This is a genomic window from Halomonas sp. 3D7M, from assembly GCF_014897885.1.
Lineage (GTDB): Bacteria > Pseudomonadota > Gammaproteobacteria > Pseudomonadales > Halomonadaceae > Vreelandella.
Window position 1 is genome coordinate 31,039 of record NZ_JABUZF010000272.1, and the last position, 8,445, is coordinate 39,483.

Annotated in this window: 11 protein-coding genes; 6 read left to right on the forward strand and 5 right to left on the reverse strand. The window is 54.8% G+C overall.

From position 1 onward, the window contains the following. From dapC to INT22_RS19315, 5 genes are all read left to right on the forward strand, one after another. On the forward strand, positions 1 to 1,123 hold a 1,123-nt coding region (gene dapC, locus INT22_RS19295; RefSeq protein ID WP_226912937.1), incomplete at its 5' end, for a succinyldiaminopimelate transaminase. A gap of 28 nt (positions 1,124 to 1,151) precedes the next feature. Continuing rightward, positions 1,152 to 1,499, forward strand: a complete 348-nt coding sequence (locus INT22_RS19300; protein ID WP_038481117.1) for a Spx/MgsR family RNA polymerase-binding regulatory protein — start codon at positions 1,152 to 1,154, stop codon at positions 1,497 to 1,499. 57 nt (positions 1,500 to 1,556) lie between these two features. Continuing rightward, the gene (gene dapD, locus INT22_RS19305) at positions 1,557 to 2,582 is read left to right on the forward strand and encodes a 2,3,4,5-tetrahydropyridine-2,6-dicarboxylate N-succinyltransferase (RefSeq protein WP_038481114.1); all 1,026 of its coding nucleotides are present in this window, start codon (positions 1,557 to 1,559) and stop codon (positions 2,580 to 2,582) included. Continuing rightward, complete coding sequence (gene dapE / locus INT22_RS19310) at positions 2,569 to 3,741, forward strand: succinyl-diaminopimelate desuccinylase (RefSeq protein ID WP_089039233.1); 1,173 nt, start codon at positions 2,569 to 2,571, stop codon at positions 3,739 to 3,741. Before dapD ends, dapE begins: the two co-directional genes overlap by 14 nt. Then, positions 3,738 to 4,127 (forward strand): hypothetical protein, encoded by a 390-nt coding sequence (locus tag INT22_RS19315; RefSeq protein ID WP_089039234.1) that lies wholly within the window; start codon positions 3,738 to 3,740, stop codon positions 4,125 to 4,127. Before dapE ends, INT22_RS19315 begins: the two co-directional genes overlap by 4 nt. An 84-nt stretch (positions 4,128 to 4,211) precedes the next feature. On the opposite strand, the gene INT22_RS21620 is transcribed toward INT22_RS19315, so the two are convergent. After that, positions 4,212 to 4,754, reverse strand: a complete 543-nt coding sequence (locus INT22_RS21620; protein ID WP_038481105.1) for a cold-shock protein — start codon at positions 4,752 to 4,754, stop codon at positions 4,212 to 4,214. A 110-nt stretch (positions 4,755 to 4,864) separates the two neighbouring features. Here INT22_RS21620 and INT22_RS19325 point away from each other — a divergent pair, with 110 nt between their 5' ends. Next, positions 4,865 to 5,113: a SlyX family protein gene (locus tag INT22_RS19325; RefSeq protein WP_038481102.1), complete on the forward strand. Its 249-nt coding sequence runs from the start codon at positions 4,865 to 4,867 to the stop codon at positions 5,111 to 5,113. Positions 5,114 to 5,179: 66 nt separating this feature from the next. On the opposite strand, the gene ald is transcribed toward INT22_RS19325, so the two are convergent. The 4 genes from ald to INT22_RS21625 form a co-directional block, all read right to left on the reverse strand. Next, entirely contained in the window at positions 5,180 to 6,295 is a 1,116-nt protein-coding gene (ald, locus tag INT22_RS19330; RefSeq protein WP_193059977.1) for an alanine dehydrogenase, read from the reverse strand. Between the two features lie 250 nt (positions 6,296 to 6,545). Beyond that, positions 6,546 to 6,980 carry an acyl-CoA thioesterase gene (locus INT22_RS19335; protein ID WP_193059979.1) on the reverse strand — a complete coding sequence of 145 codons (435 nt, stop codon included), beginning with the start codon at positions 6,978 to 6,980 and terminating at the stop codon, positions 6,546 to 6,548. A gap of 74 nt (positions 6,981 to 7,054) precedes the next feature. Then, positions 7,055 to 8,245, reverse strand: coding sequence for a class I SAM-dependent rRNA methyltransferase (locus INT22_RS19340; RefSeq protein WP_193059981.1), 1,191 nt, complete (start codon positions 8,243 to 8,245; stop codon positions 7,055 to 7,057). An 81-nt stretch (positions 8,246 to 8,326) separates the two neighbouring features. Then, positions 8,327 to 8,445: zinc finger domain-containing protein (locus tag INT22_RS21625; RefSeq protein ID WP_319022117.1), on the reverse strand; the 119-nt coding region annotated here is incomplete at its 5' end.

Here is an 8,445-nt window from a genome sequence, read left to right on the forward strand (position 1 = left end):
ACCGGCGGGGCTTGCCCACATTCCCCTCACCATTGGGGAGCCTCAACACGCCCCTTACGCAGGGGCGTTAGAGGCGCTGGTTGCTCATCAATTAGAGATGGCTCGCTACCCGGCAACCAACGGCCTACCCGCCCTACGCGAAACAATTGCCCGCTGGGCAACCCAACGGTTTTCGCTTGCCGGGCTAGATGCCGAACAGCAAGTACTCCCCGTTAACGGCACCCGCGAAGCAATTTTTGCCTTTGTGCAAGCCGCGCTGGATCGCCAGCGCCCCGCTAAGGTGGCTGTTCCCAATCCCTTCTATCAAATTTATGAAGGGGCCACGCTATTGGCAGGGGGCGAGCCGCTCTATTTGGATTGCACTGCTGACAACGGTTTTCGCCCTGATTTTTCGGCCGTGAGCGCGGCGACCTGGCGCGATGTACAAATGGTATTCATTTGCTCACCGGGCAACCCCACAGGGGCCGTCACGCCACTTACTGAATTCAAGGAGCTCATCGCACTGGCCGATGAGCACGACTTTATCATCGCCTCCGATGAGTGCTACTCAGAGCTATATCTGGATGAAAGCACGCCCCCTCCCGGCCTACTGCAAGCCTGTGCAGAGCTTGGACGCGACGATTATCAACGCTGCGTAGTGTTTCATTCGCTATCTAAGCGCTCTAACCTGCCAGGGCTACGCTCCGGCTTTATAGCGGGTGACGCGAGCCTTCTCGCGCCGTTTAAGCGCTACCGCACCTATCACGGCTGTGCAATGTCGCTGCCGCTTCAGCACGCCTCTATCGCCGCTTGGCAGGATGAAACCCACGTACGTGCCAACCGGGACGCTTATCGCGAAAAATTTAGCGCTGTCACCAACGTGCTGGCACCCGTAATGGACTTCCCTACGCCGGAAGCGAGCTTTTACCTGTGGCCAGCAGTGCCCGACGGCGATGACATCGCCTTTACTCAGCGGCTATTTAGTGAGCAACACGTCAGCGTGTTACCTGGCAGCCTCATGGGCCGCCCAGGGAAAAATGGCCATAACCCCGGTTCGGGTCGACTACGTTTAGCATTAGTGGCGGAGCTTGCGCCCACGCTCGAAGCAGCTGAGCGACTTCGTCAACTGCTTGAGCGCGGCTAGACACCGTAGACTTGTTTAAGGAGGTTATATGCTGACACTCTATATCATCAACACATGCGACACCTGCCGCAAAGCACGCAACGTACTTGAAGAGAAAGGCATCCCTTTCAAGACCCATGACCTGCGTAAAGATGGTCTTTCAGCCGGCTTACTTGAGCACATTCTTGAGCGCGTACCGCTATTAGAAGCGCTTAATAAGCGCAGCAAAACATGGCGTGACTTACCCCAGGAAGAAAAAGACAGCCTGGATGCTACATCTGCCCGCAGGCTAGTGCTTGAACAGCCCACGCTGCTCAAAAGGCCACTGCTAGAAGTTGATGACGACACTATTTTAGTGGGCTACCGCGACGGCGATTACGACTCTCTCAGCGGCTAACATACCACTGAATCCTAACAACTGATTGTTATTCAAAACTTTAAAGGAAGACGCGTTATGCTGAGCTTCGCGCTTGGAATCGGCACCCAAAACACCCAGGGCGACTGGTTAGAAATCTACTACCCAGCCCCCCTGTTTAATCCTGCAGATAGCTTGGTAGCCGCTGCCAAAGAGGCGTTAGACGCCCCCGCTGGCAATACGGCAATCAGTTTCCTGCCCGAAGATTGCACGCGCTTGGCCAAAGCGTTGGAAGCTGCTGGTCACTCTGAGCAGGCAGCACTCGCCGAATCATTCGCCGCCAGCCATCGCCCCCTGGTCGCGATGTTTTTAGAAAGCGATCAGGCACCGCAGACCGTTCCTGAAGTTTACTTAAAGCTGCACTTACTCTCTCACCGCTTAGTGAAGCCCCATGGCTTGGATCTGACGGGAATGTTTGGCCTGCTGCGCAACATCGCCTGGACCAACGAAGGCGCGATTGATATCGAAGAGCTGCCTGCCCGCCGCCTAAAAGCGCGTTTAGCGGGTCGCGCGCTGTCAGTCGACTGCGTCGATAAATTCCCCAAAATGACCGATTACGTGGTACCCACCGGCATCCGCATTGGCGACACTGCTCGCGTGCGCCTGGGCGCTTACCTGGGTGAAGGCACCACGGTAATGCATGAAGGCTTCGTCAACTTCAACGCAGGTACTGAAGGCCCCGGCATGATTGAAGGGCGCATTTCTGCTGGCGTCATGGTCGGCAAAGGCTCCGACCTGGGCGGCGGCTGCTCCACCATGGGAACGCTGTCTGGCGGCGGCAATATCATTATCAAGGTAGGCGAAGGCTGCCTGATTGGCGCTAATGCAGGCATCGGTATTCCGCTAGGTGACCGCTGCACCGTAGAAGCGGGCTTGTATATTACCGCGGGCTCGAAAGTTACCCTGCTCGACGATCAGAAACAAGAAGTTAACACCGTGGCAGCACGCGAGTTAGCAGGCCAAGATGACTTATTGCTGCGTCGCAATTCACAAAATGGCCGCATTGAGTGCCTGACGAACAAAAGCGCCATTGCGCTGAACGAGGCACTGCATGCCCATAACTGAGCCTGAAACGCTGTCGCCCACGTTGCAGCTCGCGTTTGAGCTACTTAGCCGGGCGTCAGTAACGCCGGATGACGAAGGCTGCCAGGAACTCATGATCGAGCGCTTAACAGCGCTCGGTTTTCATATCGAGCAACTGCCGTTTGGCGATGTCAAAAACTTCTGGGCAATAAGAGGCCATCATGGCCCCGTATTGGCCTTTGCTGGCCACACTGACGTTGTGCCCAGCGGCCCCCACACGAACTGGGAATTCCCACCGTTTGAGCCGTGTATTGATGAGCACGGCATGCTCTGTGGGCGAGGCGCAGCAGACATGAAGGGCAGCCTAGCGGCGATGCTCACCGCCGTTGAGCGCTTTGTGACCACCCATCCAGAGCACGATGGCCGGATAGCGTTTTTAATCACATCCGATGAGGAAGGCCCTGCCATCGATGGCACCAGCGCAGTGGTTGAGCATTTACGCGAACGCAACGAGCGCTTGGACTACTGCATTGTCGGTGAACCCTCGTCGACCTCACGACTGGGCGATATGATTAAAAACGGACGCCGCGGGTCATTGGGCGGCGTTCTACATCTCAAAGGGATTCAGGGTCATGTGGCCTACCCACACCTTGCGCGCAACCCTATTCACCAAGCGATGCCCGCACTGGATGCGTTGGTTAACGAGCACTGGGACGCAGGCAATGACTTTTTCCCTGCCACCAGCTTCCAGATATCTAATTTTCGCGCGGGCACCGGGGCCACTAACGTTATTCCAGGTGAAGTAGAGGTCGTGTTTAACTTCCGCTATTCCACGGAAGTTACCCATGAGATGCTAAGAAGCCGCACCGAGTCGATTTTGGATAAGCATGGCCTTGAGTACCATATTGATTGGACGCTCAACGGCGAACCATTCCTGACCGCAGAAGGCGAATTAGTCGATGCTGCCATTCGCGGTGTAGAAGCCGTTACCGGCGAGCGCCCTGCGCTTTCGACCAGCGGCGGCACCTCGGATGGTCGCTTCATCGCCACACTTGGCGCCCAAGTGGTCGAGCTTGGCCCGCTTAACGACACTATTCATAAAGTGAATGAGCGCGTGCGCGCCAGTGACTTGGATGAACTAAGCCGCATTTATGAGGCAACGCTTCAAGCCTTGTTAACGGACGACGAGGTGAGCGTATGATGGAGCGGTTTCCGGATATCGAGGTATACCTTGCCAGCGTAGCGATAGATAAGCTCAATGCGTGGCTAAGCGAAGCTCTCGATGCACCGCCCCTTAGCCCAGCCGGCAAGGGCAAATGGAAGACTCGCGGCCACCATCAAGGTGAAGCTGTGCCCGTACTATTGGTGGACAAAGCGGCCGATGGTTTTGCCAGCTTGTGGTTTGATAGCCACCACACCCCGTGGCACACCGACCAAGAGTGCGCTCAGCACGCCGCCGAAGCTTTACAGACCGAGGTTCGCTGCTCGTTAGGTGGCTGGCACCCCGGCGATGACCCTGATCGCTTCTGGCAGGTATTGCCAGGGGGCCAGGAAAAAGCCATTGAATGGCCTGATTCAGGCCGTTAAACGCACAAGACCCCGCTTAGCGGGGTCTTGTTTTTCAGCAGTTAACGATGCTAGCGCGATTCAATTAAAGCGATTTAATCAAAGCTACTCAATAATACTAACGTCGTCTGCCTGAAGGCCACGGTCATTCTTAATCACGTGATAGCGAACAATCTGCCCTTCAGCAAGCATACGCGGGCCACGGCCACGAATAGCACGAAAGTGAACAAACACATCCTCGCCATTATCCCGGGTAATAAAGCCGTAACCTTTATTGGTGTTAAACCACTTTACTTCGCCCTCTTCGCGACCATCATTGGGGTCGATGATATCCTCCTCTTCATCATCTTCCACTTCAGGTACCGCTTGAGGCTGACGCGGCGCAGATTTAGTTCGAGAAACATCAGCTTTCACTACCATAGGCGGCGCCAGAGCAGCAGCGGCTAAAGTACCTATAAATAACGCAATAAAACATCCCAGAGCAGCGGCAATATACACACCACTTACCCCGCTGATGGCAAGCTCAGCCAGCCACTGCTCAGCAAGCGGTGCATTCGTTAAATGAACAATCCCCGCCAGAAGAAGTGGCGTGGGGGCGGCAAGTAAAACACTGATGAAGAAACAGCGAAAAACAACTTTTGGATTCATAGATGATAAAAGCTCTCTTGTTGTATGGGTAACAGACGAAGGACAATACTCGGCCAACTAGGCCCATTCCTAACAGTACCGAGCATACTACACAAGGTCACGATGTTATCATGACAAACGAATTATCGCCTGCAGAGCTAACTCAACTTCTTGAATCTTTAGAGAGTCGACTGGCTTACCAAGAGCATTGGCTAGACACCCTTGACCAAGCGGTTGCTCAGCAAGAGCGTCGGCTAGAAAAGCTGGAGCAACTGAGCACGCTGATGCGTGACCGCTTGCGCGAGCAGTATCAGGCGCTCCAGGCGGGTGACTCACAGGGTGATACCCGCCCAGAAGACGAAGTGCCTCCTCACTATTAGCACCACCACTAGCAGCACCACCCGGGTAACAGTAGTATCACCTACTACTAATTGACGTACCGATTATCATGCCACTGCACTCGCTGGGTCGATGCTCTTGAGTCCAAAAGCATCGGCAACAGCCTGATAAGTCACTTGACCATTATGGACGTTGAGCCCGGGCAGGAAGTGTGGGTCGTCTTTAAGCGCCTGTTGCCAGCCTTTATCAGCCAGCGCCAGTACAAACGGCAAGGTAGCATTGGTAAGACCCAGAGTAGATGTCCGCGCTACCGCACCAGGCATATTGGCCACGCAGTAATGGACGATGCCATCCACGATATAGGTTGGCTCGGCATGCGTCGTAGGCTTGCTGGTTTCAAAACAGCCGCCCTGATCGATGGCTACGTCTACCAATACACTGCCCGGCTTCATATCGGCCAGCATGGCACGAGTGATCAACTTGGGGGCGGCGGCACCGGGGATAAGTACGGCGCCAATGATCATATCGGACTCTTTAGCTGCCTGATCAAGGGCATCCGCCGTTGAGTAGACAGTTTTGATGCGCCCCTGGTAACGATCGTCCAGCACCTCTAAGCGAGCAATCGACTTGTCCAGAATGGTCACCTCGGCCCCCAACCCTAACGCCATACGGGCGGCGTTTTCGCCGACCACACCACCACCAATCACGGTAACTTTACCCGGCGCAACGCCTGGCACACCGGGCAATAGCACGCCGGAGCCACCCTGGGCTTTTTCCAGACTATGCGCGCCCGCTTGAACGGCCATGCGCCCAGCGACCGTGCTCATCGGTGCGAGCAGCGGTAGCCCACCTTTTGCATCGATGATGGTTTCATAGGCAATGCAGGTAGCACCGCTGGCCATCAGCCCTTGGGTTAATTTTTCCTCAGCGGCCAAGTGCAAATAGGTAAACAGCGTTTGGTTGGCGGTTAGACGCGCCACTTCTTCGGCCTGAGGCTCTTTTACCTTGAGAATCAGCTCGGCGTTTTGCCACAACGCATCTACATTAGCTTCCACCTGGGCGCCTGCGGCTTCATAGTCACTGTCACTAAATCCGGCTCCTTCTCCTGCAGCTGCCTGCACGCTTACCGAGTGGCCACGCCCTACTAGCTCCCGCGCGCCTGTCGGAGTGAGTGCCACCCGATACTCATGGTTTTTGATCTCTTTTGGGACGGCGATTTTCATTAGCGTTTTCCTTCTCTATTGATTGTTAGTGCTAAATCTCAACTGCTAAATCGTCAGAGCCTCATCTTTACTACCCAGCCGTTAGAGCCAGGCCATCAATAAGCGCTATTAAGCAAATTACAGCACAGCTGGCACTAACCACCACCCCAAGCAAGAAAAACAAAAAAAACGCCGGCTAAGGCGTTTTTTGGGAGAATAATCTAGCGTTTAACGAAAATCAGCAAAAAAATCGACGGCATTTCAGCATTAGCTACTCCGCCACCACCGCACCACCGTAAATGCGCTGGTACTCATCAGGCAGCCGCGTGGGCCGCCCACTGCTAAGCGCCACACAGGCAAACCTGGTGCGGGCATTTAGCAGTGTTTTGCCATTCTCCGCACGCTTAAGCTGAAACCGGCGGGTCAAACTAAAACGGCCATCGCAGGCAACAATCCACGTCGCCAGTTGCAACTTATCATCGACAAAGGCGGGAGCCAGATAGTCCAACTCATGCCGATGGACGACCATGGCACGGTCAAGGGACTGATAGCGCTCAAGGGATAGCCCCAAGGCTTCAGAGTGGGCCCAACTGATCTGCTCAACCCAGCGTAAATACTCGCTGTTATTGACATGCCGGTAAGCGTCAATGGCCTCCGGCGTCACCTGAAGGTTGATCACAAAAGGATCTGGTAGTGCCCACTCCATAATGCAACTCCTTGTGGTTACTCCTTGATGCTATTTTTTTGTCTTGCCAATGTTCGTCAAGCAGCGTCCTTGGCTTAGTCGCGGAATACCCGCACGCCCAGTGCCTTCAGATACGAGGTTTCCGGGATAGCCGGATGAACGGGGTGATCGGAGCCCTGATGCCCCTGAAAAATCACCTGGCCATGACGGTCTTGATGGCGAACGGCACCACGAACCACATCCACCAAACGCTCAGGCGCGAGGTGCATAGAACACGAGGCCGACAACAGCAAGCCATCGCGGCCCAATAGCCGCATCGCTTCACGGTTTAGTCGTGCGTAAGCGCGCTCACCATTAGGGATATCCTTGCGCTTTTTGATAAACGCAGGCGGATCAAGAATAATCACATCGAACTGCTCGCCGTCAGCTTTCAATGCTGCTAACGCTTCAAAGGCATCGCCTTCGGCTACCGCTACTTGCTCCTGCACACCATTTAGCTCAGCATTGCGTGCCACCTGATCCAGCGCTGGGGCAGAAGCATCGACACACAACACTTCTGAGGCACCGCTCGCAGCCGCCTGAACACCCCAACCGCCCACGTAACTGAATACATCCAGCACGCGCTTACCCGCCACTTGGCTGTTCAGCCATGCGCGATTGACGCGATGGTCGTAGAACCACCCTGTCTTTTGGCCATTCAGCACAGGCACGGCAAAGGTAACCCCATTCTCTTCCAGCAGAACCTCATCAGGAAGAGTACCCTTTACCACTTCGACGTGGGCTTCTAGACCTTCCTGGCGACGGCCGCCCGTATCATTGCGGAACACGATGGCACTGGGCTTAACGACTTTTTCCAGCGCATCGACAATATCTTCCGCCAACGCTTGCATACCTGCGGTATTCAGCTGTACCACCAGCACATCGCCGAAGCGGTCAATCACCAAGCCCGGTAACAGGTCGCCTTCACCGTGAATCAAACGGTAAAAAGGTTTATCGAACAGACGCTCACGCAGCGCTAGCGCTTGGTTGAAGCGGTGTACGAATAACGAGCGATCTAGACGCATTTCTGGGTCACGCGACATTACCCGACCACAAATCAGCGAGTGCGGATTAATGTAGGCGACGCCAAGGGTCTTGCCATTGGAAGCCTCAACTAACGCAGGCTCACCAGCAGCAAAGTTTTTTAGTGGCGTCTCTTTGATATCTACCTCATTGGAGTAGATCCACAGATGGCCCGCTTTCAGGCGGCGATCGGCATTTTTATTCAGGCGCAGGCGTTGAGTCACAACAATCTCCAAAAGAGCAATCTTACAAAGCACATAGACTCTGAAAGCATAGGCAAAACAGTTAATATCAAAGAGCGGCCGCTAACGCTGGCAACCAGGGCAAAACACGCTGGCCCGCTGGCCTAGAGTAATACGACGCAGCTCAACGCCACAGCGCAGACAAGGCTGCCCATGGCGCCCATATACATTCAGCTGCTGGG